The following is a 24302-nucleotide window of genomic DNA, read 5'->3' as shown; positions in this document are numbered from 1 at the left end:
TATGAATCCACAAAATATTATTAAACTAAGCGCTGAACAACGTTTTGCAGAAGAACTCACCATGCTCAGTGAGCATGACCATGCACCTAAACCTCAAGGCTGGCTACGTTCACCCCGTGCAGTACGTCAATTCATTCTCGGTGATGAGAAATTAGCGATTAGCCGTAAATTTTATGGTGATGATGCTTTAGTCGACAGAGCGATTGTGACTTTACTGGGTAAACAAGGTCTCATGTTGGTTGGTGAACCTGGTACAGCAAAATCTATGCTATCGGAGTTATTAGCAGCAGCGATTAGTGGTGATTCAGGATTAACCATTCAAGGAACAGCAGGCACAACTGAAGATCATCTCAAATATTCATGGAACTATGCTTTATTGCTTGCTGAAGGTCCTAATGAGAAGTCTTTAGTTGCATCACCTGTTTATCAAGCGATGCAGCATGGCAAGATCATTCGTTTCGAGGAAATCACGCGTTGTCCACCTGAAATTCAGGATGTTTTAGTTTCATTAATGTCTGAAAAGACCATGATGATTCCTGAGCTTGGGAATCAAGGTCGTGTGTATGCCAAAGCAGGATTTAATATTATTGCTACCGCCAATTTAAGAGATCGCGGTGTGCATGAGATGTCATCGGCATTGAAACGTCGTTTTAATTTTGAAACTGTACGACCAATTGCTGATCCTGTTTTTGAACGTGAGCTTGTACTAACCCAGTTGAAACGCGAGTTAGGCGATTTATCTGATCAGATTCAAATGTCTGAATCTGTGGTTGATCTACTTGTCACAGTTTTTCAAGAGTTACGCCAAGGCACAACCAAAGATGGTACATCAATTAAAACACCTGATGCTGTGATGTCGACTGCTGAAGCGGTCAATATCGCTTATGCAGCTGCTTTAGAAGGTTATTATTTAGGTGATCAATCTTTGAGTGGTTCTGCGATTGCACGCCAGTTGATTGGCGTAGTGTTGAAAGATAATGCTGACGATGCCAAGCGGATGCGTTTTTATATGGATAATGTTGCCCGTGAACGTGCCAAACAGGATGTAACTTGGAAGGCTTTTTTTGATGCTGGAAAAACGTTTTGGCAGTAGATTTTTTGAGTCTTAACTGAGTCGTGCCGAGTTCTCATCTTATTTGAGGATAAGCCTTCGGCTCGACCTACTTTTGTTTCGACAAAAGTAGGCAAAACCATTTGTCATTCACAGAACCTGTTGACTTCTTACATTTAGTTAATCGAGTCGCAGAAACAACATTTGACAGATACCACGCAGGCTGTGAATGACGTTCCGAGTATCAGATGTTGTATGTAGTTTATATAAAAAGTGAAAATTTATTGAAATAAAGAATATGACTATACCACAACGCTTACAACAAGCATTACAACAGCAAAAGGCTTTGGCAGATAAAGGTATTCATTTTTTACCTATTCGCCATCATAGCCCAGCATGTGCTTATGCTGCTTTACAATCGTTGCAGCAATTACAGCCTAAACACATATTGATTGAAGCACCACGTTCATTTAATCGTTTAATTGCAGATTTACAGCATCCAGATAGTCAGCCACCACTAGCTGTACTGTGTCAAACCGAAATCATCGAAGCAAAGAGTAATGCTTCTACTGATGAAAAGACGGAACAGAAACAAACGCGTACTGCTTATTATCCATTTTGCGATTATTCACCTGAATGGGTTGCGCTGCGATATGCGCCAGAAATTGATGCTGAGGTTGAGTTTATTGATTTAGCGTGGACAAGTCAGATTGATCATGAATTAAAGATGATTACCAAACAAACTTGGCAAAGTCGAAGCTTACAGCAAGAGCGCTATTTGGCTCATAGTCAGTATTTACAAACCCTAGCACAGAAGTTGCACTGTCGAAATCATGATGAACTTTGGGATCACTTATTTGAGTTAAAGCCGAAGCTGGAGATGCATGATTGGCAAAGCTTTTTCCATGAGGTGCTCGTTTGGTGTGCTATGTCTCGTTTAGATTATGAGGATAGCGTTTTAGAAGCCGATGCTTCTTTAATCCGAGAACAATGCATGCTGCAAAGCATCTTAGAATGCTATGCAAATAAAAAAGGCACAATCTGTATCCTTACAGGTGGTTTTCACACCTTGGCCTTAATTGAGCAATTGGCAGCACATTTACTGGTTGAGAAACCTAAGAAAATTAAAAAAATAAAGTCAGCCGATCAGGACGACCAAGCGTGGTTGATTCGTTATAGCTTTGATCGTCTTGATGCTTTAAATGGTTATGCTTCGGGTATGCCATCACCTGCGTTTTATCAACGTTGCTGGCAACATATGATGGAGAAATCCTTTGATGATACTGAGCAACGACAAGCCTTAACTGTCGAGTTACTGTCTGATTTTTCTGTGCAATTACGCGAACAGCAGATTTTAGAAAGCAGTTTTATTACGGTTAAAAATGCAACTGAACAGGCAATTAGATTAGCAGCTTTAAGAGGACATCATTTAATTAGTCGTTTTGATTTAATTGATGCCTGTCAAAGTAGTTTTATCAAAGGCAGTTTAGATGATGGACAACAAGCATTTCAAAGCCTGTTGAAACAAATTCTGAGTGGTGCGCGTCTAGGACAAGTGGTGCAATCCACACAGACTCCACCATTATTAGCTCAAGTCTACGACTTAGCAAAAGTTCATCGTTTTAAATTGGATGAAACTACGGCCAAACGCGCAAAACTGGATGTCTTTCGTAATCATAAACATCGTTTGCGAAGTCGTTTCCTACATTTACTTGATTTCTTGCAAGTGGGATTTGCCAAATCGGTGAGTGGTCCAGATTTCCTAGGTGGAGGACGCTTACATTTATTATTTGAAGAATGGGATTATGCATGGACACCACATGTTGAAGCTCAGTTGATTGAATTATCAGAATTAGGAGGTGAGTTAAATACTGTTGCAATACAAAAACTCTTGCATATCAAACAGACTTTTTCTCAGACAGGGCAAGGAAGATCATCTCATCTTGCAGTACAGCTTTTAATTCGAGCAGCATTGATGGGATTGCACAAACAAATTCCAATTCTGTTTGTTGAAGTTCAACAATTCTTACCAACTGATCCTGATTTGGATTCGGTGATTCAATGTGGACAAAAATTATTAAATTTATGGACAGGCAAAGATTTCTTAGCTTTTCAGCAACAACCTGAACTTAAAGTGCTGATGCAGCAAGTCATCCCCACAGCATTATTTTTACTGTCTCAGTTGGCTACGCCACCAGCAGATCAACAACAGCAAATTCTTAATCAAGTTTTGCAATTACGCAATTTGTCTAAGCAGATAAATCGTGTAGTAGGTGGTGAGCAAAATTTCTTAGCACAATTTTATAATGCTTTAGCAAGATTAAATATGGAGTGGCAAAAGCTAGATGTGTTGGCGGGTGCGGTTGATGCCTTACGTTTTATTGATGGTGATTTGACTGAACAGGATTTACAGCAATCAGTTCAGCGACATTTTGGTTTGGGTGCAAACCCTGAACATGCAGTCGCTTATCTATCTGGAATGATGCAAAGCTCACCTGAATTATTATTGCGTTATCCTGCCATGGCACAACTACTGAATCAACTGTTATTAAAATGGGATGAGGCTTCCTTTGTGTCGATTCTACCTGATTTACGCCAAGCATTTACTCATTTTAAACCGAAGGAAACAGCAGCTTTTGCTGAGAAGATTGCACAGCTGAATGATGTTTCAAGTTTGGATATCTCTCAATATATCAGTGAGGTTTCAAAAGCTGAAATGCTACAAGGTGTTCAATTAAATCAACAACTACAAGAATTTTTGATCAAGCGAAATTTACAAGGTTGGTTAGTATAATGAATGATTCAAACTCTAATAACCTTGCAGCACGTTGGCGGTTGATTCTGGGTCGCTATAGTGATCGAGCTTTGGATCAGGTACAGCTTGATGCAGAACAATTACGCTTGGAACGTACTCTCGATTATTTATACAACCGTGAGTATGAACAACGTGGTCATGTTGCAGGGGAGTCTCGTCATGGCTCATTAGATGACTCACAGCTCACTGCAATTAATTGGCTCAATCAAGCGCGAAAATTATTTCCGCAAAGTACCTTTGAACGTATTCAAACTCAAGCAGTTGAACGCTACCAATTAGATGCATTACTCAAAGATCCGCAAAGCTTAAAAAGTTTAGAACCTACACCTCAGCTTGCTAAAGCCTTATTGACGATGCGTGGGCGAATGAATGCGCAAACTCGAGATGCTGTCCGAGAGATTATTCAAACTGTAGTAGAGCAAATCGTTGCACGATTAAAACCTAACTTTATCAATGCGATTCATGGTCGACGCAATCGTTTTCGCCGTTCTTTGATTGCAAATAGCCAGAACTTTGACTGGCGACGCACGATTCGAGAAAATCTAAAACACTATAACGCTGATTTAAATAAGCTCATTATTCAACAACCATTCTTCAATGCGCGGGTACAACGTCATTTACCATGGACTGTCGTGTTGTGCGTGGACCAAAGTGGTTCAATGATGAACTCTGTCATGTACAGTGCGATTTGTGCCAGCATCCTCGCAAGTTTACCTGCTGTGAAAGTACATCTCGTATTATTTGATACCAATATTGTTGATTTATCTCATATGGCACATGACCCCGTTGAAGTGCTATTGACTGTTCAGCTTGGCGGTGGCACAGACATTGCCAAAGCGGTGAATTATTGCGAACGTTTTATCAAGCAACCAAATCGCACGATTTTTACGTTAATCAGTGATTTTGAAGAAGGTGGTTCTGTAGCACATTTACTCAATGCGATTAGTCGCTTGCAAAGTCAACACGTAAAGTTATTGGGCTTAGCTGCTTTAGATGAACAAGCTAATCCTGTCTATGATATTCAAATGGCACAGAAGCTGAATGAGAGGGGCATGTCTGTTGCAGCGCTCACCCCTGAACATTTTGCCGAATGGATGGCAGAGGTGATGCAATGAGCTGGCAACGCCAATATTTGGCTTATGATCAAGACAGTCTTGCTACTTATGCAAATACTGGTTTAGTTCGCCGTGCCTTAAAAGATATTGAGGCAGGAAAGGTGATTTTACAAACGGAGCAATCTGAACACATCACCATTGAGAGTGATGGTCAACAGGTTGGTTTATCATCGGCAGGTTTAGTTAATGCATCATGTACCTGCCCAGCAACAGGTGCTTGTAAGCATATTGTTGCAGCCGTTTTATATCTGCAACAACATTTACAAAAACCTGTTCAGCAACCGATTGTAAAACCAGTACCAGACTCAGCTACAGAGATTCAAGGTGCGACGGTTGAACTGACTGAACAGCATAAAAATGATATTCAGCTCAACCTTATCGAAGAAATATTAGCATTCGATCTTAGCCAAATTGGCAAGAAAATCGGTAAAGCTCAAACTCAAAAAGCTATTAAACTAGCTCGGCTTTGGCAACAAGAACAACAAACGGAATTATTGGAAGAAGAGTACAGTTTAAAAATTCGTATCAAGAGTCTAGCTGAAGACATTATTTATGTTGCAGGGGCTGGTTTTGCTGGAATGCTGTCCAATTTAGAAAAGGATCAGCCCGCATATTATTTAGCTGCTTTAAGTGAAGTACAACGACTGCAAGGAAAATTCTGGACTGAGTTGGAACTCAGTGAAACAGAGAATCTCACAGTTCTGAGTGAGAGTGAACGTCAATTTATTATAGAACTCAAAGATGATCTTGCTCAGTTGATTGAATTTGGTTTATCACATGTAAACGAAATGACTGCACGACAATTACATCTACTGAATATGTCAGCTAGAAGTGAATCATTACCACGTTTGGCTGGAATGTTAAGACAGCTTAGTGGTCAGGTCAGTCGACTTTTAAATCGTGACGAACATAGTTCTGAACACGAAACATTATTGTATTTAGCGCAAATGAATGCGTATCTCTACCAATTAGAACATGCTAAAGGTGAGGTTTTAGTTCGCTTAAGAGGCCGGTCACGTCGTCAATATGAAGTGGATCAAGAACAAATAGATTTAGAGCTTTTACCTTTAGGCGCGCGTTGGTGGAGAACATTAGGTGGAGCTAGAGGATTAACTTTATATTTCTCAGAACAAGACAACCCTCAAATTTTTGAGGTGACACTAGCACGTACTGAAAATAATGATCCAAACTTTAATCGTTACAATGCGTGGTCCCAACAAAGCATTTGGATGATGACAGCCCAACAACTCATGCAGAAAAAAGTACGACTACAGCAGCCACGATTTTCAGAGAATAATCGTTTATCGGCATCAGGGCAAAGTCGCGCTTTACCATTAAATAGCTTAGATAATCTTCAGGATTTTAGTGTCTATCAACACATCGGATTTAATGATTGGAAAAAACTACAACAACGTTGGCAGCAACAATTACAAAGCATTGATGGTGTTGATCAAACGGTAATGCTTAATATTTCTGACTATGACAGCCCTCAAGTTGATGAAATTGAGCAATGCCTGTGGTGGGCGGTCTATGATCAGAATCAATCAGCGATACATTTACGTTTAGATTGGAAAACATCAGAAATAGAAAAAATTCGTCAGCTCGAACGTTTCTGTACTCAAAAGATTCAAATCAACTCTGTTTTTGTGTATTGCCAAATTAAAGAACATGAGCTGGTCTTGTCACCTATGAGTTTATTAATCACGCAAAACGAAAAAACACGACTGTTTAATTTGGATTTTGATCAGTGGGTTGAGCCTAAGAAAACCCTAAAAGAAAGTTTAGTGGGACGTATTGAGCAACTCCTAGCGAGAAAACAACAACAAAAAAAACAAGTTCCCCCTTCAAAAGGTTTGGGGCAGAAAGTTTGTGAACCTATTCTAGATATATTACTTAGCCAAAGCTGTTCAGGGCGAATGATATTAAGCCGTTCTCAGATTGAAACTCTCCAGCAACAACGTCAGTTAGCCGCAGATGCAGGAATGAACATACTTGCAAGGCAACTTACATTAATGCTTGAGGCTTCTAAATTAAACGTTGGGTCAATTTTACAGTTGGCTTATCTTTGTGATTTAACATTAAAGATGCAGGTCCGTTTTCCTATACAGCTAAATGTTTAGTTTTTATATGATCTTGGTAAAATTTGAGAATTTATGCAAAAAATTAAATTTATGTGATATGTCCTACAAAAAATGTGTAATTGACCGATAAATAATCTAAAATCCTCAGTAAGTTTAGTATGTTGAGATATCAATTTTATGGATGTCATTTAGTTGTGATGGACTTGAAAGATATGCATAAAATTGTAGAACGGTTATGAAGGGGGAAGCTATGTTGGAATCAAAAAACCTAATTGTTTTAGATCGAACACTTATCTTAACAAAAGAGGGTAAAAGTGATTTAGTATATGAAAATGACACATTACTAAAAGTAAAAATGATTTCAAATCAACATATTGTTGTAGAAGATGATCAGCAAGTGAGCTTTATATTAAAACAACAAGACGAAAATGTGATTTGGTCTTTTGTTTAAATAGTGGTGGGATAGGTACTTCACTATTTGTTATTGCATCTAAATACTAGTCACATTTGAGATATCAAATTGATTTCTTCAGTTCTAATAAGATAGGGCAACACTCATTTTCTGTAGTTTTACACTCATCCAGCCATGTTGAAAGACGTTGTTTAAGCCCTTGTAATTCTTTTATACGTTCATCGATTTTATTCAAACGTTGTTCTATGACGTGGCGTACTTCAACGCGATCTCCTAAATTTAAAGTGAGCAGCTCTTTAATTTCGTTGAGTTGTAAACCAGCATCTTTTGCTTTTTGAATAAAATTTAAGGTTTCTATATCTTGTTGATGATAGTAGCGATAGCTTTGTGTACTTTCAGGTATACGCATTAAACCAATCCGTTGATAGTATCGGATCGTTTCAACATTTAACTGACATGCTTTTGCCAGTCTACCAATAGTAAGGTTCATTTGCTGTTCCTTAAAAAAGTGCTAAAAATTGCTTGACTCTGTACCTAGGTACAGACTTTATCCTAACCCTATCAGAAAATAAAAGATAGGTGTAGCAATGGCACATCAACAATCTTCATCATGTTGTTCAGGTAACAAATCGGCAATTATTTATGAATATATTGACCCTGTATGTGGGATGCAGGTTGCTGAAACATCTGAACATTCTTTCGACTATCAAGGTGTTCGATATTTATTTTGTTCGGCTGGTTGCCAACAGAAATTTAGCGCGCACCCAAAAAACTACTTAAACGTGGATAAAACTGAGCAAAAAGCATCATCTTGCTGCCCTGAAGAAAAGCAGCAAAAGCAGTCAAGTTGCTGCGATACTCAGAAAGAAGAACTGACAGTTACAGAAACATCTTCTTGTTGTGCTCCAAAACCTGATGCATCTAAGGCAAGTACATGTTGTGATCATAAAACTCAATTACAGCCGACTAAACCAGAAGTGAAAAAATCTGCGTGTTGCGGTGGTGGACACGCACATCAAGTTACTGATGGAGAAACAGAGATTGATCCTGTTTGCGGTATGTCAGTGAAGACAACAACCGATTTAAAAACAGATCACCAAGGCAAAACATATTACTTCTGTAATCCTTCTTGCTTAGAAAAATTTAAAAATGATCCAGAATTTTATTTGATTCCTGTCGATCAGCGTCCTGTGCCTGAAGGGGCAATGGATATGGATTATACCTGTCCGATGGATCCCGAAATTGTGCAAAAAGGACCAGGAACCTGTCCGATTTGTGGTATGGCATTAGAACCAATGCAACCGACTTTGGATGAAGGTCCAAATCCTGAGTTAGTTGATTTTAGCAAGCGTTTTTGGACAACTTTACCTTTAAGTTTATTGGTTGTTGTTTTGGCAATGGGATCGCATATTCATGCTTTTATTTCTCCCCATATTCAGCCTTGGCTTGAATTAATTTTAAGTTTACCTGTCGTACTCTGGGCAGGTTATCCAATTTTACAACGTTGTTGGGTGTCATATAAAACAGGACATCTCAATATGTGGAGTTTGATCGGTGTCGGTGTACTTGCTGCATTTATTTATAGTGTTGTGGCAACGATTTTCCCATCACTGATTCCAGTTGAGGCAAAAACAGGGCATGGTGTTGCCGTATATTATGAAGCCGCCTGTATGATTGTTTCACTGAGTTTATTGGGACAAGTTTTAGAACTGAAAGCGCGTTCGCAAACAGCGAATTCACTAAAAGCTTTATTACGTTTACAACCGAGTAAAGCGAAGTTAGTTCAAGATGATCAAGTGGTTGATGTTGATATTGCCATGATCAAACAAGGTGATGTATTACAAATAGCTTCGGGCGAGCAAATTCCTCTGGATGGTGTGGTGATTGAGGGGAAAACCTACGTTGATGAATCCATGATGACAGGTGAGCCCGTACCTGTGAAAAAGGAAAAGGATGATCAAGTGATCGGTGGAACCATCAATCAACAAGGTTCAATTCGTATCCAAACGACGGCTGTAGGTACCAATACAACTCTGGCAAAAATGATCCAAACCGTCGCTGATGCACAGCGTTCCAAAGCACCATTACAACGGATTGCTGACGTAGTCGCAAAATATTTTGTGATGGTGGTTCTCGCAATCAGTGTTTTGACATTTATCGCATGGATGGTGTTTGGTAAAGCGCAATTTGATTTAGCGTTAATGTGTGCGGTAGCAGTTTTAATTATCGCATGTCCTTGTGCTTTAGGTTTGGCGACACCGATGTCTGTGATGGCAACAACAGGTCGAGCCGCACAGAAAGGTGTTTTGTTTAAAGATGCTGAAGCGATTGAAGCTTTGAGTAAGGTAAATACCCTAATTATTGATAAAACAGGGACATTAACTGAAGGAAAGCCAAGCTTAAAGAAAATTCAGCCATTGTCTAAGACATATACTCAAGCACAAATTGAATTGTGGATCGCGTCCATTGAACAATATTCAACACATCCGATTGCACAGACCTTAACCAAATTGGTTGAACCTACGCAATTATTAAATGTTATTGATTTTGAGGATGTTACGGGTTTTGGAGTAAAAGGGCAGATCGATGGTAAGACCTTGTACATTGGTAGCCAAAAACTTGTGGATCAACTTGGTTTAACCTTTAGTGAGAGTCTAACTAAGCAACTTGATCAGATGAGATCACAAGGTGATGTGATTAGTTTTCTGATGTCTGAACAAGAAGTGATTGCTTATGTATCGATCCATGATGCAATTAAACAAAATGCGAAAGCGGTGATTGATCAACTCCATGCGGATGGTATTGATGTCATTATGGCAACAGGTGATCATGAGAAAAATGCACAGATGGTAGCAGAACAACTTGGGATTAATCAGGTCTATGGAAATTGTGATCCAAAGCAAAAGCTTGAGATTGTGAAACAGGTGCAAGCCGAAGGAAAAGTTGTCGTGATGGCAGGTGATGGTATCAATGATGCACCAGCACTTGCACAAGCTAACGTGGGTATTGCGATGGGAACAGGAACAGATATTGCCAAGCAAACTGCTCAAGTGACTTTGGTAAAAGGGGATATTCAGGGCGTTGCACATGCGGTTCATATGGCAAAACTAGGCGTGAAAAATATGAAGCAAAACCTTGCTTTCTCATTTGTATATAATGGATTGGGAGTACCTGTTGCAGCAGGATTATTCTATCCATTAACAGGCTTATTGCTCACACCGATGTTTGCTGCTGTCGCAATGTCGTTAAGTTCCTTATCGGTTGTTGTGAATGCTTTGAGATTAAATCGCTCATAATACAAAGCTAAAATGTAAATAAACTCTAATTTTTTAGAGATAGGAAAAGCTGTCGTGATATAGATCGACAGCTTTTTTTATACGTTGTTTTGACTATTTTGACGGGATCAACGCAACTCAGGTCAATTTTATTTGCGAGGGATTTACTTAGTGTAAGAATAATTCACAGGAGTGATAATGATGTTTAAACAACAAAAACAATTTAAATTGGGACATTTATTCAAATCTATATCCCTTACAGCTTCTTTGCTAACACCGCTATTACTAACTACGACTGTCCAGGCAGCACCAGCCGAGAAGTTAGATCTCACACTATCCCAACACTCTCAAAATAAAATTAAAACGTTGTTAAATGATCCAAAAATTTGGCAGCAAATTCCAAAACAAGTGACCCTATGTGTTTACTCACCCAATGGTGAGCATGGTGAGGCATTCCAACAAGCCACCAGTTATATGAGTGAATTACCACGTATTGTGCGCATTGCAAAACAGTATGGGGTCAATATGAACATCACTCGACCTTCTAATTTACAACTTAAAATTGATATTGATTATCCTAAATTAAAGCAAACTGCTTCTACGATGGTGACGCTCAAAGTGTATACCAATGAAGGTGTATTAACTGAGGATTTTCGTAGCAAGCGTTGTGATGGAGCAGGGATTAGTAATTTAAGGGCGCGCCAGTTCAACTCTTTTGTTGGAAGTATTGATGCGATTGGAGCACTGCAAAACTATAAGCAATTAACTTCAGTAATTCAGTTGTTAGCAGATCCAAAATTTGATGAAAAAATGGTAAATAAAGATTATGAGGTGGTCGGAATTGTACCGCTTGGCGCAGCGTATATTATGGTCAGTGACCGAAATATCAATACATTGGCAAAGGCTGCTGGGCGAAAAGTTGCGGTATTCTCCTTTGATCCTACACAGAAAAAATTAGCACAAAATGTGGGTGCACAGCCTGTATCAGTAGATTTGGCGACAGTCGGCCCTAAATTTAATAACAAAGAAGTTGAGATTATTGCTGGTCCAGCAATTTTATTTGATCCTTTGGAATTGCATAAGGGCATGACCGATAAATCAGGTAAAGTGGCTGGAGGAATCATTCGTTTTCCTGTGGTTCAGGTAACAGGAACCTTAATCATGCATCGAAATAAGTTTCCTGCGGGAATGGGACCGATTGCACGCGAGATTATCTCTAAACAATTACAACCTGCCTTTGATTTTGTAGACAAAATTGAAAAAGATATTCCTGAAAAATACTGGATGGATATCCACGAAAGCGATAAGCCTGGTTATATGCGATTAATGCGTGAAGCGCGTATTCAAATGACCAAAGAGGGGTATTACAATAAAGAAATGATGAGACTGCTTAAACAAGTTCGTTGTTCACAACAACCGACTCATTTTGAATGTTCTTTGAATGATGAGTGATTTGAAATGATGCAAAAATAAAATGCTCCAGAGATGCCGCTGCATGTCGTTACCCTTGAACCCTAAAGTTCAAGGTGGAGGTGACGCATACTTGCTGGGTTTCCTACTCGGGGTAGGCATACGCTCTAAATATGCAGGACACCATCCTAAAGAGATGATATCGGCTCAGGGGAATCAGACCGGCTGGCGAACACCCTAGAGACAGTATTAAGTATAACTGATCTTGACCTGATGGCAATGTTTGCTAGCCGTTTATCTGTAACGATACTTACTAATTGATGAGGCTTTGTGCAATTTTACTCAACAGTTTGTTCAACATCTTCTAAAATAGTTTGCAGCAAACGTTCGCAGTGCGCATATTGCTGTAAAGACTTGTTTAAACTAAAAACTTCCTGTGCCATTTGTAGAGCCACCATAATCACCAATTTATTATGTTCGACTCTCGGAGCACTACGACGCATATCATGAAATTTCTGATTCAATAGTTCCGCTGCACGCTCTAACTCTTCACGTTTATCCTCAGTCGTATTGAGGCGAAAAGTCTGCTCAATTAAACGGAGTTCAACGACAATAGTTTCACTCATGATTGTGACTCCTCTTGAGGTTCAGCAATAGGGTGGGCGAGCTGTTGGATTTCTTGTGCATTTTGATCTTGGGCTGTACCCAAAATCGCTAGACGTTGAATAATGGCTTCAACTTTTGATTTAGCCAGTTCATTTTTCTGCAATAGGCGATCACGATCTTGTTGTAGATCTTGGATCTCTTGCATGTTGTTACGTTGTTGCGCTTGTAACTTTTCTTTGATTACGCGTAAATCATTACGCTCGGCCAAAATTTCTTGGAAACGATTTTTCAAATCGGTGGTACTTTTTTCCAAACGACTATAGCGCTCTGCTAAAGTTGTTGCATCATTATTCAGTTGTTTGAATTGATCTTGTAACTGAGACAGTTGTTCAGTTAAGTTATCAATCTCATCCTGCTTTTGCGTGATGATGCTATTTTTTTGCACAATTTGTGCATGGTGATCAGTTGCGGCTAATTGTTTAGCTTCAGAAAGCGAGTTATTTTCTCGCTCTAAATGACTTAAGCGTGTTTTTAAAACACCAATATGCGCTTGTAGACGCTGTAATTGTTCTAACATAACGAAGGTCGCACAGAGTTGCAATCAAAGGTAATATATACAGCAGTATAGAGATTGGATAAACGAATGCAAGACGATATTTCAGGTTGGAACGAATGGAATGCTCATTTTGAGGGGATTGAAGAAATTTCAAGTCCAAGTGAGTTACATGGTTTGCTAACAGGTATAGTTTGTGTGACACAAGCACCAACTTCAGATGAATGGTCACAAATCTTAAACACCCTCAATGTACCACCACTTTCACCCGAAGCCCTCAGAAGTTTGACTGATGAGGCCGAAGATGTAGCACATGCTTTATCCGATGATGAATTAGATTATTTACCAATGTTGCCAGATGACAGTCATGTACTGGCTGATCGAGTTCAAGCATTGGCAGATTGGTGTGCAGGAGTTGTACTTGGTTTTGGTTTAGCTTCGGGGCATATTCGAGGCGAAGAGCAAGAACTGATTGAACATTTACAAGATGTTGCAGCTGTTGAATTTGAAGATTCAGACAATGATGAAGAAGGCGAAGAAAGTTATCAGGAGCTGTATGAGTTTGTGCGCCTAATTCCTGTTAGTCTTTCGATTGGACGAACAAAAGTTCCTGTTGCTGAAAGTTCTTTATTGCGAAATTTCCATGCAAAAAGCCGCAATCAAGATGAGACGGTTTCAGATCCACAAACGATCGTTGAAATGTTTACGCCACATCGCCCAAGTTAATTGCATTAATTTTATAGATCCCTCTTCGGAGGGACTTTTTAGTCGTAGGATAATATGAAACTAACTCAAGCAGATTTTAAAAAACGTCGAGATCGCCTTGCGGAACAAATGGGCAGTAACAGTGTAGCGGTAATTGCGACACGAGCGGAAATGTATCGTAATCGTGATGCAGATTATAAATATCGTGCAGACAGTAGTTTTTATTATCTTACTGGATTCGCTGAACCTGAAGCTGTTGCAGTGATCGAGACTTTTGCTCAGGGTGAGGCATATCGTTATACGCTATTTTGTCGGGAACGTAACCGTGAAATGGAAATTTGGAATGGTTACCGAGCAGGACTAGAAGGTGCAGTCGAACAATATCATGCAGATCAAGCATTTGCCATCCATGAGTTGGATCAGAAAATTGTTCCTTTACTTTTAAATAAATCGAAACTCTTTGTTCGACTAGGACAAACGAAAAAATTTGATGCTGAAGTGGGTGGGTGGTTACACAAAGCAAAAGCAATGCAACGTCAGGGTGGCGATGCACCTCAGCAAATTATTCAAATTGATTCAATTATTGATGAAATGCGTCTGAAGAAGTCGGCGCAAGAAATTGAACTGATGCAGATCGCATCCAATATCAGTGCAGAAGCACATACGCGTGCGATGCAAACTGTAAAGCCAGATATGATGGAGTATGCACTTGAAGCAGAACTCAATTATATTTTCGGTAAAAATGGCTGTGTCCCTGCTTACAATAGCATTGTAGGCGGTGGTGAAAATGCTTGTATTTTGCATTACGTTGAAAATAATAAGCCGTTAAAAGATGGTGATCTGGTTTTAATTGATGCGGCTTGTGAGTATGAATGCTATGCTTCAGACATTACCCGTACATTCCCTGTAAATGGTAAATTTAGTCCAGAACAAAAAGCACTTTACAATATTGTTTTAGATGCCCAGCTTGCCGCAATCGATGCTACGCGTATTGGCAATAATTATAAATATCCGCATGAAGTTGCTGTAAAGATTTTAACTCAAGGTTTGGTTGATCTTGGTTTACTGCAAGGTGATGTAGATGAGCTGATAGAGAGTGAAGCATTCCGTCAATTCTTTATGCATGGTACAGGGCATTGGTTAGGCATGGATGTGCATGATGTCGGTTCTTACAAAATTGATGAAGATTGGCGTGCTTATGAAGCTGGCATGGTGGTTACCGTTGAGCCGGGTTTATATGTTGCACCTGACGATGAAACGGTAGATGCAAAATGGCGTGGTATTGGGATTCGTATCGAAGACGATATTGTAGTCACTGAAAATGGACCGTTGGTTTTGACTAAGAATGTAGTGAAAACTGTTGAAGAAATTGAGCAATTAATGGCTAGTTAAGTCAGAAATATTGATCTAAAGGCTTATTCTCGGATAAGCCTTTTTTTATTTGTCGAATTAAAATAAAACACAGACCAAACAAAGTACAAATTCCAATCCCAATTTGAGTTAGAGTAAGATAGACCCGAAACATCAAGTCATGAAAAACTGATAAGGAATAATATTATGCAGCAACAAGTCATCATTGTCGGTGGGGGTATGGTTGGACTCAGCCTTGCTTTAATGTTGGCAAAATCTAATATTGCCGTAAAGCTATTAGAAGCTGTGAAATATCCAAATTATGATGATGAAAACCTTGCGCCTTATCATTCTAGTTTTGATGCAAGAAATACCGCATTGTCACGCCGTAGTGTGCAAATTTATCAAAAGTTAGGATTGTGGGATGCATTACAACAGCATGCGACCCCAATTTTACAAGTGCATATCACAGAGCAAGGTAGCTTTGGTAAAGCACGACTAGTCGCAGAACAAGAAAAAGTAGAAAGCTTTGGGCAGGTGATTGAGAATGCGTGGTTAGGTCGAGTATTGCTGACTCAAGTGCGCCAACAACCACTCATTGAGTTGATTGATGGGGTAAAGGTTACGACTTTAACTCAAAATGCTGAGTTTGTTTATATCGAAGCGCAGCGTGGTGAGGAAAACCTACAGCTCGAATCAAAATTACTGATCGCAGCCGATGGTCGTGATTCGTTCTGTCGTCAGGCGATTGGCGTGGGTGTAGATGAACATGATTATGACCAAGTGGCGATTGTCACCACTGTGCAAACTTCTAAACCGCATCAACAAGTTGGCTTTGAACGTTTTAGCGCTTTAGGACCGTTGGCACTTTTACCGTTACCGGGTGAATACCGCCGTTCAGTGGTTTGGCCTGTGAAGAAGGGTACGGAAGCTGAATGGTTAGGTGAAGAAAACGATCAGCACTTCCTTGAAGCCCTACAGGAAACCTATGGCGATCGTGCGGGTAAATTTGAAAAAACAGGCAAACGTTTTAGTTATCCATTGTCTCAAGTCTTGGCACATAAACAAGCCGTTGGGCGTGTGGTGTTGATGGGCAATGCAGCACACACCATTCACCCTGTTGCAGGACAAGGTTTTAATCTGTGCTTACGTGATGCTGATGTGCTGGTTCGTTTCTTGATGGAACAATTAGTGAAGTCAGATGATATTGGTCACCCAGACAATTTGTTGGCTTATGAGCAAGCACGTTTGAAAGACCAACAACGCGTGATCAAGTTCTGTGATTCAGTCGTTCGTGGCTTTAGTAATCAAAATCCAATTTTAAAATTAATACGTAATACAGGATTGGTTGCCTTTGACGTGATTCCGGGAATTAAGCCGTTGGTTGCCAATTACGCAATGGGGCTGAAAGCATGAGTGAAATGTTAGATGTGGTCATTGTAGGAGGTGGCTTGGTTGGTGGCTTAACCGCCTTGCTATTGGCACAAGGTAATGTGCAAGCAACAGTATTGGACGCTGCCCCTGTACTGGATCAAGAAAAAACACTTGCGGTGATGAATCCACGCGTGTTGGCCCTCAGTCAGGCAACCATTCATCTATTAAAGACTGTGGATGTTTGGGATGATTTAGCCCGTCAGATGCCATATTCAGGCATGCAGGTCTGGAATAAAAATGGCTATGGAGAAATCAATTTTGGACATGCATCGGAGCGACCACCACATGCAGATCAAGCATTGGGTTCAATGGTGGAGCCAAGTGTCCTGAATGTTGCGATTCAACAAAAAATGTTGCAGCAGCTTAAAGATTACCGCACTCAGGTGAAAGTGATTCGTATCGAGCAAATTCCACAAGGTTGGTCGATTCAGCTAGCAGATGGTACAACGTTGAAAACCAAACTGTTGATCGGTGCTGATGGGGCAAACTCGTTTGTACGTGAACAAGCTTATATTGATTTGGATGTCTTAGATTACAAACAAGCTGCAATCAGTTGTGCGATTAAAACCACTCAACCGAATCAATATGTGGCACGCCAAATTTTCCTACCAACAGGACCATTGGCTTATTTACCAATGGCGAGTTTGGACGCGCAAGACAATGGTTATTGGCAATCGATTGTGTGGACATTACCAGATGATTATGCTGATGAATATTCAGCACTCAGTGATCAGGAATTTATGCAATTGCTGACCCAAGAAAGTTTGCAAATGCTTGGTGAAGTGGTTGAAGTACGTTCAAGAGCACAGTTCCCATTGAAAGCTCGCGCTGCGCAACGGTATATCAAATCAGGTCTAGCATTGATTGGAGATGCAGCACATGTGATTCATCCTTTAGCTGGACAAGGTGTCAATATTGGTTGCTTAGATGCAGCGGTGCTTTGTGATGTTTTGCTGCACGATCTAAAACGTGGTGTATGGGCAAATGAGCAGACTTTGTTACGTTACGAACACCAACGTAAAGGGCAGAACGATGCCATGATGCATAGCATGTCAGCGATAGGTTGGTTAGAAAGTTCAGAGTTATTTCCTTTTGTTTGGGCGAGAAATTTAGGTCTGAAACAGGTTGAACAACTGGATTGGCTTAAAGATCGTTTCATGCAACAAGCCAATGGATTGGTCGCATTGAAAGAGACGCGTTATGCGTGCTAAAAAACAGTAGATATTTTTTAAACAATCATTTATAAATCAGAGTGAATTTGGTTGAAAAAAGCGCAAATTGATAAATATTTTGCTTTGATAAACGAGAAGAGCTTGTTAAATTTCATCAAGTTCTGATGACCAAATAGCGATGATGAAGATTTAGTCATTGTGGGGAGAGTAATATGACGGAAATGAATGATTACGACGAAAATACAGAAGATGCGACTGTAGATGATGAGGAAGCGAAAGCTGCCGAGAATGGTGCGACTGACGAGGAATCAAGCATTAATGATGCAGATCTAGCTGAAGCTGAAAGCTTAACTGTTACTGCTAAGCAGAAACAACGCCAAGCTTTAGAAGATGAAGTTGCAGCATTCCTTGCACGTGGTGGGCGTATTACTGAAGTTCCGCCGGGCGAAACTCACGAATAAGTTAGAAGATTCAAAAAGCATCACGATTGTGGTGCTTTTTTATGCTGGTGTGATTCGTGTTCGCATTCTAATGGTTGGTGTAGTTCTTTTAAAATTCCACATTGTTCAATTGTACGATGTTGAGAGCATTGTTGTTTTAAGTACATTAAATCTTGTTTAAGATGCTTTAAGTTGTTAATTTTTTGCGATACATCGGCAAGATATTGGTCAATCAAACGATCAACTTCACTACATGTCTGATCGGGGTTGGTTGATAACTCTTTGAGTTTTTGTATATCTTGCAAAGTGATACCTAACTCTCGACAATGTTTTAGAAATAACAGTTCTGAAAGCATTTGTTCAGAGTAATTTCGATAATTTCCAGCAGTTCGTTTTGCTTTTTCAAGTAGTCCTATTTTTTCATAATAACGAATGGTATCGACAGAAACACCTGCCTTTTTTGATAATTGTCCAATTGTAAAGTTCATCATGCTTGACTCTGGAGTTACTCTAGGGTTTTAAATCACTATAAAATATTAAGTGAGAAAAGTCATGGCTGGATGTGGATGTAGTACAACCTGTTCCCCAACACAAAAAATTAGCCCAAAATTCCGAAGAGCATTATGGATTGCGCTGGTTTTAAATGCATTAATGTTTTTTGTGGAGATTATAGGTGGATCGCATGCACGCTCAGTTTCATTGTGGGCAGATGCACTAGATTTTGCTGGGGATGCTGCAAACTATGCAATTTCTTTAGCCGTACTATCGATGACATTGTATTGGAGAGCAACTGCGGCATTATTAAAAGGAATGACTATGGCTGCATTCGGCGTGTTTGTTATTGTAAAAGTATTTTGGTCATGGTGGCATGGTATGGTACCAGAACCAATGTTGATGGGTGCAATTGGTGTCCTCGCGTTGCTAGTAAATGTTGCTGTAGCAGTAATGCTTTATGCCTTTCGAGATGGTGATGCGAATATGCGTTCTGTGTGGTTATGTAGTCGTAATGATGCAATTGCAAATATTGCGATTATTGTCGCAGCTTTAGGTGTCTTGGGAACGGGCACTATGTTTCCTGATTTGTTTGTTGCCTTTATTATCGCGTACTTAGGTGTTTCTTCAGGTTATGCTGTTATTAGACAGTCATTGCGAGAAAGAAAACAATCGAGTATTACAATGGGGCGAGAAGCATAGATATGTGTTGTTTAAAAAGTATCATCTACGGATGATACTTTTTCGTTTTTAATAAATTAGAGGAGTAATGAAATTGCGATACTCCACATCATACAACCAATGATAAAATCTAAGACCTTCCACGCCTTTGGGTTGGTAAATAACGGCTTTAACAGTTTAGAACCGTATCCTAAGCTAAAAAAGAAAATCCATGATGCAACAATACTACCAAGTGCAAAACTGATTTTATCCTCGAACTGCGTGGCAACCGATCCAATTAAAACAATTGTGTCTACATAGACATGTGGATTTAACCAAGTGAAAGCAAGACCTGTTAAAAGCACTTGAGTTAAAGTCTGTTTTTGATGGCTCATAAGTTCTATGCTTTGAGTGTTTTTCAAAGCTGCATGAAATGCTTTAGCACCATAGACCAATAAAAATGTTGCCCCTAAATATTTAGCAATTGTTATTAACAGTGGTGACGTAGCCATGATCTCGGCAAAACCCAATACACCTAATGCAATTAAAATGGAGTCAGAAAGTGCACACAATAAGCATAGCCAAAATACATATTGTTGCTTTAAACCTTGTTTTAAAACGAAAGCATTTTGAGCACCAATAGCGACAATAAGACCGCTACCAATACCAAAACCTTTCATAAAGACGCTAAGAGAGAACATAACAAATAAAACGGAAAATCTAGATGTGAGAATTATCTGACTTTTAAAGGTAAAATAAGTAATATTAAGAATAATTAGGTTTGGCTAAAAATAATTTAGGTGGGTGAGTGTTAGATAGTAAACAGTGTGAAGCATTTCTTGCTGTAGCTGAAGCAGGAAGTTTTGATGCGGCAGGAGAACACTTATACATTACACCTTCTGCAGTATCGTTACGTGTACAAGCTTTAGAAAAGTATTTAGGACAAGTTTTAATTATTCGCGGACGACCATGTGTGCTTACCCAGGCAGGGCAAACCTTGTTACAGCATTTGCGTCATACTCGGTTAATGGAACAAAATCTTTTACAAGGTTTGATGGGAAAATCCTCTGAATCGGAATTTTATAAGATTGCTTTGGCATCCAATGCAGATTCATTGGCAACATGGTTGTTACCGAGTATTCAGCCAACTCTGTTTAGAGAAAAAATCGTTTTAGAGCTTAAAATTGATGATCAATCACATACCCATACATTATTAGAAACAGGACAGGTGAATGCCTGTATCACTGCCGAAGAGCAGGTTATGTCAGGTTGTTTAGCTCAACCTCTAGGAAAAATGCGTTATAAAATGTTGGCTTCAGCTGAATTTGTAAATAAATGGTTCAGTGCTGGAGTTAATAGAGAAGCATTAAGAAAAACGCCAGCAGTTATTTTTAATCATAAAGACTTAATGCATTCAGAGGTTTTATTAAAGGGGTATGGCTTACCGATGCAAAGTTATCCCTATAGTTTTATTCCAGCAACAGATGCTTTCGTCAAAGCAATTCAATTAGGTTTGGGTTATGGCATGGTGCCTGAGTTGCAGGTTCAACCGCTACTCGAAAATGGAACGCTTGTTGATATTATGCCTGATGCCCAACTTGATATTCCATTATATTGGCATCATTGGAAACGACAGTCTAAACAATTGGATGTATTGACAGAATGTATTGTTCAAGCGGCTAAGCAAGCGCTGAAATGATGGAAATTTTTTGATAATAGAGCAAGGTAATATCTTCTGATAATTACCTTGCATCCATGTTTATAGCTAAGCTTGAGTCAACTCTAAAGCACGTTGATATGCAATTTTCTTTTTAATTCCAGTTAAATCTGCAGCAAGTTGAGATGCTGCTTTTACGGATAAATCTTGCAGCAAGCGTTTTAATAGCTCATCCAATTTATCTTGTGCCATATCTTTTTCAGTGGTTGCACCGCCAACAACGACTACAATTTCGCCTTTCTCTTGGTTGTGATCATTTTGAATGAAATCAAGTAACTCTTTTAAAGTCATTTTCTTGATGGTTTCAAAGGTTTTGGTGATTTCACGGGCAAAACCTACTGGACGATCTTCACCAAAAACTTGGACCATATCTTGAATACACGCCAAAATACGATGTGGAGCTTCATAAAAAATAAGTGTTTGTGTTTCATCTTTGAGTTTCTCAAGCTGGCTAATTCGTTGAGACGCCTTTGATGGTAAAAAACCTTCAAAACTAAAGCGATCACTCGGTAAACCAACTGCACTTAATGCAGCAATTGCGGCACATGCGCCCGGGACTGGAATCACACGAATACCATGTTCTTGGGCAGCACGAACAAGTTTAAACCCTGGATCACTAATTAAAGGTGTTCCAGCATCGCTGATTAATGCAACTGTTTCTCCATTTAACATTTTTTGGAGAAGTTGATCAATTTTGTTACTTTCGTTGTGATCATGACACGCAGTGAGCGGAGTTGAGATATTATAGTGTTTGAATAATTGAGCAGATTGTCTGGTATCTTCTGCTGCAACCACCGAGACTGATTTTAAAATATCGATTGCACGAAACGTCATGTCATCCAAGTGCCCAATCGGGGTTGCTACAACAAATAATTGAGCACTCATAAAAGGTAACTCCATAATGTATTCAAAAAAATATTGGCTGCTACTTAGTTTGGCAGCATTGATTAGTCCAGCCTATGCGGACGTATTGGTCATTCTACCTGAATCGGGCCCTATGGCGCGAGCTGGTGAAAGTATTAAACGCGGTTTCATGAGTGCTTATACAGCATCGGGAAGTAAAGAAAAAATTATTTTCGTGGATTCTGCAAAAAGTAACGTAAATCAAATTTTTAAAACTAGGGTTAATAAAAATACGAAATTGGTTGTTGGGCCATTAGGCCGATCTGATATTGAGGCGGTGATTAAACTAAAACCGAAAGTTCCTGTGTTAGCACTAAACGATGTGAATACACAAACTGAAAATGTATGGCAATTTAGTTTGGCTAAACAGCATGACGCTGAAGCTTTAAATAAATTACTCATCAAGGATCAAATCCAAACTTTATTGGTATTGCGTGAAGCTGGGACTGAGTCTGCGACAGAACTATTTATGATGTCACTCATGTCTCAGTCACATGCTGCGATTGAAGTGATTCATGAATTACCTAAAAAACTACCTAAAAAAACAGGATTGTTACTATTAGGGGATCATGAGTGGATGATGGGGCTTGGTTCATTACCAAAACAGAATATTTATGCAACTCCGATGAGTATCGAAGAGGGGAAATCTATTCCCATCGGATTACGTTTCTGTGATACACCCGCTTTGTATAATGGACAATGGGCAGACCTAATTGAGGCTTACAAAGAACAACCAGAGAATATGGCATTTCAACGTTTGTTGGCATTTGGTGGTGATGCATGGACGCTTAGCCAGCAGTTCCTAGCCGGTGCTGATAACCAACAATTTTCTTTTGTTGGACGAACGGGGGCTATTGAGGTGAATGCGGGCAAGATCAATCGACAGCCTTATTGCTTTGAACAGCAGAAAAAACACATCCAAATTTTAAAATAAGATATCTCACGCATGGAACAGCAAACAAATTCTATGGGGCAATGGGCGGAGGAAGCAGCAAAGACATTGCTCCATTCTCATGGGTATCAATGTATCAGTCAAAATTATCATTCACGTTTTGGTGAAATTGATTTAATCGTTAGGCGTGGTCAAGAACTTGTTTTTGTTGAAGTAAAAGCCAGATCCTCTGGGAGTTATGCTCATGCTTATGAGGTGATTACCCAAGCGCAAAAGCGTAAAATTATTAAAACAGCCAAATTCTTTTTACAACGTTATCCTAGTTATTATGACTTTGATTGTCGTTTTGATGTGATTTGTTTTGATTTTCCACAGAAAATTGCAAAAACAGTACAACCAGATTTTTCAAAATTGAAGTATGATCAGCAATGGATTGAACATGCATTTACTTTAGACTAATTCTGGCAATATGATCTAAAAGTAGATGTGGAAGATTGAGCAAATGTGTGAATAGGGAGTCTTGCCAAGTGTTAAAACGTTTATCGATCACGTTACTTTGCGCTGCAAGTTTATCGGGTTGTGCGAGCTTTATTTCTGGCGGAACAGGGACTGCACCTGTTGGCACAAATAGTGGTGATCGTAGTCTAGGACAAGTTTTTATTGATTCTTCAATCAAACGTACTGCAAATGTTAATTTATACAAATTAGATCATCGTTTTAGACAGTCTCGCATCAATATTGAAAGTTTTCACAGCAACGTGCTTTTGACAGGCCAAGTGCCTGATCCATATTTAAAGCAACTTGCTGAGGATAATGTACGTGCAATGAGTGATGTCAAAGCCGTACATAACTATATTACAGTAGGCGATAAAGTTGGTTATAGCACGATCATGCAAGATGCGACTGTTACCGCAAATACTCGCGGCTTGTTGATGAGAGCTCCTGTTGTTTCTGATAGCAAAGTTCTAGTACATACTGAGAACGGTGTGTTGTATGTGATGGGGCGTTTAAATACAGCAGAAATGAATGACTTGGATGATGTTTTACAAAAAGTTGGCAATGTGACTAGAATTGTGACTTTAGTTGATAATATTGACCAAACAGCAGGAACCACGACAGCACGTATGGGAGCAACAACTCAACCTTTGGTCGAAACACCAGTGGCAATTGATCCTGATCAAGCTGAGCCTGTGACTATCACTCCAACTACCCCCTAATT

General features: G+C 39.5%; 23 protein-coding genes and 1 other RNA gene. 17 read left to right on the top strand and 7 right to left on the bottom strand.

What is annotated here, in order from left to right:
- Position 1 precedes the first annotated feature (1 nt).
- From F2A31_RS10250 to F2A31_RS10230, 5 genes are all read left to right on the top strand, one after another.
- Complete coding sequence (locus tag F2A31_RS10250; RefSeq protein ID WP_150026292.1) at positions 2-1093, top strand: ATP-binding protein; 1092 nt, start codon at positions 2-4, stop codon at positions 1091-1093.
- 256 nt (positions 1094-1349) lie between these two features.
- The gene (locus F2A31_RS10245) at positions 1350-3845 is read left to right on the top strand and encodes a DUF5682 family protein (RefSeq protein WP_150026291.1); all 2496 of its coding nucleotides are present in this window, start codon (positions 1350-1352) and stop codon (positions 3843-3845) included.
- Complete coding sequence (locus tag F2A31_RS10240; protein ID WP_150026290.1) at positions 3845-4981, top strand: VWA domain-containing protein; 1137 nt, start codon at positions 3845-3847, stop codon at positions 4979-4981. Before F2A31_RS10245 ends, F2A31_RS10240 begins: the two co-directional genes overlap by 1 nt.
- A complete protein-coding gene (locus F2A31_RS10235; protein WP_150026289.1) occupies positions 4978-7101 on the top strand; it encodes an SWIM zinc finger family protein in 2124 nt (707 codons plus the stop codon). Before F2A31_RS10240 ends, F2A31_RS10235 begins: the two co-directional genes overlap by 4 nt.
- Before the next feature lie 211 nt (positions 7102-7312).
- The gene (locus F2A31_RS10230; protein ID WP_150026288.1) at positions 7313-7513 is read left to right on the top strand and encodes a hypothetical protein; all 201 of its coding nucleotides are present in this window, start codon (positions 7313-7315) and stop codon (positions 7511-7513) included.
- Positions 7514-7577: 64 nt separating this feature from the next.
- On the opposite strand, the gene F2A31_RS10225 is transcribed toward F2A31_RS10230, so the two are convergent.
- Complete coding sequence (locus F2A31_RS10225; protein WP_150026287.1) at positions 7578-7964, bottom strand: MerR family transcriptional regulator; 387 nt, start codon at positions 7962-7964, stop codon at positions 7578-7580.
- Positions 7965-8061: 97 nt separating this feature from the next.
- On the opposite strand from F2A31_RS10225, the gene F2A31_RS10220 reads away from it, so the two are divergent.
- The gene (locus tag F2A31_RS10220; RefSeq protein ID WP_150026286.1) at positions 8062-10770 is read left to right on the top strand and encodes a heavy metal translocating P-type ATPase; all 2709 of its coding nucleotides are present in this window, start codon (positions 8062-8064) and stop codon (positions 10768-10770) included.
- Between the two features lie 180 nt (positions 10771-10950).
- Positions 10951-12201 carry a putative solute-binding protein gene (locus F2A31_RS10215; RefSeq protein WP_017396690.1) on the top strand — a complete coding sequence of 417 codons (1251 nt, stop codon included), beginning with the start codon at positions 10951-10953 and terminating at the stop codon, positions 12199-12201.
- A gap of 20 nt (positions 12202-12221) precedes the next feature.
- On the opposite strand, the gene ssrS is transcribed toward F2A31_RS10215, so the two are convergent.
- From ssrS to F2A31_RS10200, 3 genes are all read right to left on the bottom strand, one after another.
- Positions 12222-12406, bottom strand: a non-coding RNA gene (gene ssrS, locus F2A31_RS10210) — 6S RNA.
- 91 nt (positions 12407-12497) lie between these two features.
- Positions 12498-12785 carry a cell division protein ZapA gene (locus F2A31_RS10205; protein ID WP_004638418.1) on the bottom strand — a complete coding sequence of 96 codons (288 nt, stop codon included), beginning with the start codon at positions 12783-12785 and terminating at the stop codon, positions 12498-12500.
- A complete protein-coding gene (locus F2A31_RS10200; RefSeq protein WP_150026285.1) occupies positions 12782-13342 on the bottom strand; it encodes a hypothetical protein in 561 nt (186 codons plus the stop codon). Before F2A31_RS10200 ends, F2A31_RS10205 begins: the two co-directional genes overlap by 4 nt.
- 66 nt (positions 13343-13408) lie before the next feature.
- On the opposite strand from F2A31_RS10200, the gene F2A31_RS10195 reads away from it, so the two are divergent.
- The 5 genes from F2A31_RS10195 (at position 13409) to F2A31_RS10175 (ending at position 18440) form a co-directional block, all read left to right on the top strand.
- Complete coding sequence (locus F2A31_RS10195) at positions 13409-14044, top strand: UPF0149 family protein (RefSeq protein ID WP_005081949.1); 636 nt, start codon at positions 13409-13411, stop codon at positions 14042-14044.
- A 54-nt stretch (positions 14045-14098) separates the two neighbouring features.
- A complete protein-coding gene (pepP, locus tag F2A31_RS10190) occupies positions 14099-15415 on the top strand; it encodes a Xaa-Pro aminopeptidase (protein WP_150026284.1) in 1317 nt (438 codons plus the stop codon).
- Positions 15416-15580: 165 nt separating this feature from the next.
- Positions 15581-16789: a 2-octaprenyl-6-methoxyphenyl hydroxylase gene (gene ubiH, locus F2A31_RS10185; RefSeq protein WP_150026283.1), complete on the top strand. Its 1209-nt coding sequence runs from the start codon at positions 15581-15583 to the stop codon at positions 16787-16789.
- Positions 16786-18018, top strand: coding sequence for an FAD-dependent monooxygenase (locus tag F2A31_RS10180; RefSeq protein ID WP_150026282.1), 1233 nt, complete (start codon positions 16786-16788; stop codon positions 18016-18018). The genes ubiH and F2A31_RS10180 overlap by 4 nt, the downstream gene beginning before the upstream one ends.
- 173 nt (positions 18019-18191) lie before the next feature.
- Complete coding sequence (locus tag F2A31_RS10175; protein ID WP_109440640.1) at positions 18192-18440, top strand: hypothetical protein; 249 nt, start codon at positions 18192-18194, stop codon at positions 18438-18440.
- A 20-nt stretch (positions 18441-18460) separates the two neighbouring features.
- Here the strand turns inward: F2A31_RS10175 and F2A31_RS10170 are convergent, their stop codons facing one another.
- On the bottom strand, positions 18461-18910 hold the full coding sequence (locus F2A31_RS10170) for a Cd(II)/Pb(II)-responsive transcriptional regulator (RefSeq protein ID WP_150026281.1): 450 nt from the start codon (positions 18908-18910) through the stop codon (positions 18461-18463).
- Positions 18911-18971: 61 nt separating this feature from the next.
- Here F2A31_RS10170 and F2A31_RS10165 point away from each other — a divergent pair, with 61 nt between their 5' ends.
- Positions 18972-19613: a cation transporter gene (locus tag F2A31_RS10165; protein WP_109440638.1), complete on the top strand. Its 642-nt coding sequence runs from the start codon at positions 18972-18974 to the stop codon at positions 19611-19613.
- A gap of 56 nt (positions 19614-19669) precedes the next feature.
- On the opposite strand, the gene F2A31_RS10160 is transcribed toward F2A31_RS10165, so the two are convergent.
- Positions 19670-20272 (bottom strand): LysE/ArgO family amino acid transporter, encoded by a 603-nt coding sequence (locus tag F2A31_RS10160; RefSeq protein ID WP_118902899.1) that lies wholly within the window; start codon positions 20270-20272, stop codon positions 19670-19672.
- A 107-nt stretch (positions 20273-20379) separates the two neighbouring features.
- Here F2A31_RS10160 and F2A31_RS10155 point away from each other — a divergent pair, with 107 nt between their 5' ends.
- Positions 20380-21270, top strand: coding sequence for a LysR family transcriptional regulator ArgP (locus tag F2A31_RS10155; protein ID WP_150026280.1), 891 nt, complete (start codon positions 20380-20382; stop codon positions 21268-21270).
- 66 nt (positions 21271-21336) lie between these two features.
- On the opposite strand, the gene rsmI is transcribed toward F2A31_RS10155, so the two are convergent.
- The gene (gene rsmI, locus F2A31_RS10150) at positions 21337-22173 is read right to left on the bottom strand and encodes a 16S rRNA (cytidine(1402)-2'-O)-methyltransferase (RefSeq protein WP_150026279.1); all 837 of its coding nucleotides are present in this window, start codon (positions 22171-22173) and stop codon (positions 21337-21339) included.
- Between the two features lie 16 nt (positions 22174-22189).
- Between rsmI and F2A31_RS10145 the strand changes: the two genes are divergently transcribed.
- The 3 genes from F2A31_RS10145 to F2A31_RS10135 all read left to right on the top strand — a co-directional run bounded on the left by F2A31_RS10145 (position 22190) and on the right by F2A31_RS10135 (position 24300).
- The gene (locus F2A31_RS10145) at positions 22190-23125 is read left to right on the top strand and encodes a penicillin-binding protein activator (RefSeq protein WP_100833486.1); all 936 of its coding nucleotides are present in this window, start codon (positions 22190-22192) and stop codon (positions 23123-23125) included.
- Positions 23126-23137: 12 nt separating this feature from the next.
- Positions 23138-23542 (top strand): YraN family protein, encoded by a 405-nt coding sequence (locus tag F2A31_RS10140; protein WP_005081968.1) that lies wholly within the window; start codon positions 23138-23140, stop codon positions 23540-23542.
- Between the two features lie 68 nt (positions 23543-23610).
- The gene (locus F2A31_RS10135; RefSeq protein ID WP_150026278.1) at positions 23611-24300 is read left to right on the top strand and encodes a BON domain-containing protein; all 690 of its coding nucleotides are present in this window, start codon (positions 23611-23613) and stop codon (positions 24298-24300) included.
- The last annotated feature ends 2 nt before the right edge of the window (positions 24301-24302 follow it).

This window comes from Acinetobacter suaedae, from assembly GCF_008630915.1.
GTDB classification, from domain to species: Bacteria; Pseudomonadota; Gammaproteobacteria; order Pseudomonadales; family Moraxellaceae; genus Acinetobacter; species Acinetobacter suaedae.
Note: the sequence above shows the minus strand (reverse complement) of the source record. Positions and strands in the feature narration are given on the sequence as shown.

What these genes read in the sequence shown, in the direction of transcription:
- F2A31_RS10250 (WP_150026292.1), top strand. Translation starts at nt 2, where the DNA reads ATGAATCCACAAAATATTATTAAACTAAGCGCTGAACAACGTTTTGCA.
- F2A31_RS10165 (WP_109440638.1), top strand. Translation starts at nt 18,972, where the DNA reads ATGGCTGGATGTGGATGTAGTACAACCTGTTCCCCAACACAAAAAATT.
- pepP (WP_150026284.1), top strand. Translation starts at nt 14,099, where the DNA reads ATGAAACTAACTCAAGCAGATTTTAAAAAACGTCGAGATCGCCTTGCG.
- F2A31_RS10215 (WP_017396690.1), top strand. Translation starts at nt 10,951, where the DNA reads ATGTTTAAACAACAAAAACAATTTAAATTGGGACATTTATTCAAATCT.
- F2A31_RS10160 (WP_118902899.1), bottom strand. Translation starts at nt 20,272, where the DNA reads ATGTTCTCTCTTAGCGTCTTTATGAAAGGTTTTGGTATTGGTAGCGGT.
- F2A31_RS10240 (WP_150026290.1), top strand. Translation starts at nt 3,845, where the DNA reads ATGAATGATTCAAACTCTAATAACCTTGCAGCACGTTGGCGGTTGATT.
- F2A31_RS10220 (WP_150026286.1), top strand. Translation starts at nt 8,062, where the DNA reads ATGGCACATCAACAATCTTCATCATGTTGTTCAGGTAACAAATCGGCA.
- rsmI (WP_150026279.1), bottom strand. Translation starts at nt 22,173, where the DNA reads ATGAGTGCTCAATTATTTGTTGTAGCAACCCCGATTGGGCACTTGGAT.
- F2A31_RS10180 (WP_150026282.1), top strand. Translation starts at nt 16,786, where the DNA reads ATGAGTGAAATGTTAGATGTGGTCATTGTAGGAGGTGGCTTGGTTGGT.
- F2A31_RS10225 (WP_150026287.1), bottom strand. Translation starts at nt 7,964, where the DNA reads ATGAACCTTACTATTGGTAGACTGGCAAAAGCATGTCAGTTAAATGTT.
- F2A31_RS10200 (WP_150026285.1), bottom strand. Translation starts at nt 13,342, where the DNA reads ATGTTAGAACAATTACAGCGTCTACAAGCGCATATTGGTGTTTTAAAA.
- ubiH (WP_150026283.1), top strand. Translation starts at nt 15,581, where the DNA reads ATGCAGCAACAAGTCATCATTGTCGGTGGGGGTATGGTTGGACTCAGC.
- F2A31_RS10230 (WP_150026288.1), top strand. Translation starts at nt 7,313, where the DNA reads ATGTTGGAATCAAAAAACCTAATTGTTTTAGATCGAACACTTATCTTA.
- F2A31_RS10170 (WP_150026281.1), bottom strand. Translation starts at nt 18,910, where the DNA reads ATGATGAACTTTACAATTGGACAATTATCAAAAAAGGCAGGTGTTTCT.
- F2A31_RS10245 (WP_150026291.1), top strand. Translation starts at nt 1,350, where the DNA reads ATGACTATACCACAACGCTTACAACAAGCATTACAACAGCAAAAGGCT.
- F2A31_RS10235 (WP_150026289.1), top strand. Translation starts at nt 4,978, where the DNA reads ATGAGCTGGCAACGCCAATATTTGGCTTATGATCAAGACAGTCTTGCT.
- F2A31_RS10145 (WP_100833486.1), top strand. Translation starts at nt 22,190, where the DNA reads ATGTATTCAAAAAAATATTGGCTGCTACTTAGTTTGGCAGCATTGATT.
- F2A31_RS10195 (WP_005081949.1), top strand. Translation starts at nt 13,409, where the DNA reads ATGCAAGACGATATTTCAGGTTGGAACGAATGGAATGCTCATTTTGAG.
- F2A31_RS10205 (WP_004638418.1), bottom strand. Translation starts at nt 12,785, where the DNA reads ATGAGTGAAACTATTGTCGTTGAACTCCGTTTAATTGAGCAGACTTTT.
- F2A31_RS10140 (WP_005081968.1), top strand. Translation starts at nt 23,138, where the DNA reads ATGGAACAGCAAACAAATTCTATGGGGCAATGGGCGGAGGAAGCAGCA.
- F2A31_RS10175 (WP_109440640.1), top strand. Translation starts at nt 18,192, where the DNA reads ATGACGGAAATGAATGATTACGACGAAAATACAGAAGATGCGACTGTA.